At 63.3% G+C, this 1,411-nt stretch carries 2 protein-coding genes; both read left to right on the top strand.

The features are described 5' to 3' along the window. The first annotated feature begins 2 nt into the window (after nucleotides 1-2). Nucleotides 3-359 carry a Calx-beta domain-containing protein gene (locus ACFOET_RS06730; RefSeq protein WP_379020872.1) on the top strand — a complete coding sequence of 119 codons (357 nt, stop codon included), beginning with the start codon at nucleotides 3-5 and terminating at the stop codon, nucleotides 357-359. Then, nucleotides 356-1,411: Calx-beta domain-containing protein (locus ACFOET_RS06735; protein WP_379020874.1), on the top strand; the 1,056-nt coding region annotated here is incomplete at its 3' end. The genes ACFOET_RS06730 and ACFOET_RS06735, both read left to right, overlap by 4 nt.

Raw genomic sequence — 1,411 nt, forward strand, 5'->3', positions numbered from 1 at the left:
TGATGACCATCACGGGCGGCACATCGGCTGACTTCAGCTTCACGGCCGGGGCGAGCGATGCGGCGACGGTAACGATTGCCGACGATCCGGTTGCGCTGGAACTGAGCATCATCGCTTCGGCTGACGGTGCGGAGCCGGGCACGGACGGGGAGTTCACGGTCAGCCTTCCTGCGGGGGCGACCTCGACGGAGGACATCACGGTACACTATACGGTGGCCGGCACGGCTACTGCTGACGCCGACTACACGGCGATCACGGGAGCGGTGGTGATCCCTGCGGGTCAGAACGGCGTGACGGTACCGGTGGTGGTGCTGGATGACAATATCATCGAAACGGATGAGACGGTGGTGATGNGGTGATTGCCGACGACGAGCGCAGCGATCCGGCCAGCCAGGTGCTGTCGGTTACGGCCAGTGTGCCGGATGCGGCAGAACCCGGCACGGACGGGGAGTTCACGGTCAGCCTGCCTGCAGGTGTGACCTCGAGCGAGGACATTACGGTGAATTATACGGTGTCAGGTACAGCCCTTGCCGATACAGATTACACGGCCATAACGGGGAACATTGTCATGCCTGCGGGCCAGAACGGTGTTACAGTGCTGGTCGCGGTGCTGGACGACCGGATCATCGAAGGGGACGAGACAGTGGTACTGGAGATCACCGGCGGCAGCTCTGCGAGCTTCGGCTTCACAGCGGGGGCAGCCAACTCAGCGACGGTAACCATCGCCGACGACGACGCGACCCCGGCCAACCTGGTGCTGTCGGTCACGGCCAGCGTGCCGAATGCTGCCGAGCCTGATGTGGACGGGGAGTTCACCATCAGCCTGCCTGCGGGTGTTACATCCGCGGCGGACATCGCGGTGAGCTACACCATAAGCGGTACGGCTACGGCTGGCGCGGATTACACGGCGATCATGGGCGCGCTGGTGATCCCTGCGGGTCAGAACAGCATGACGGTTCCGGTGGATGTGCTGGACGACGCGATCATCGAGCCTTCCGAGACGGTCGTGCTGGAGATCAGCGGGGGCGACGACGGGCGGTATGCCTACACGGCTGCCGCAGGCGCCTCTTCGGCGACGGTGACCATTGCCGATGATGATTATAACAGCAATTCGAGCGTGATTCTGGTAACGCGCGTGTCGGATGCGGTAGAAGGCGGCGCTATGGGCCAGTACCGGATTTCACTTCCGGAAGGTTTCGTGGCCTCGGAAGACATCACGGTGAACTTCACGATGAGCGGCACGGCCACGCGCGGCGCGGGCAACGATTATGAGCTGGGCCCGGGCACGGTGATCACGGCGGTGCTCCCCGCGGGCGATAACGCGATTTTGATAAATGTCGAGGCCTATGACGACGGGATCATCGAAGGCCCCGAGACGGTGGTGATGACCCTTACGGGGGCCTCTTCATCG

Source organism: Parapedobacter deserti, from assembly GCF_042646065.1.
Classification (GTDB): domain Bacteria; phylum Bacteroidota; class Bacteroidia; order Sphingobacteriales; family Sphingobacteriaceae; genus Parapedobacter; species Parapedobacter deserti.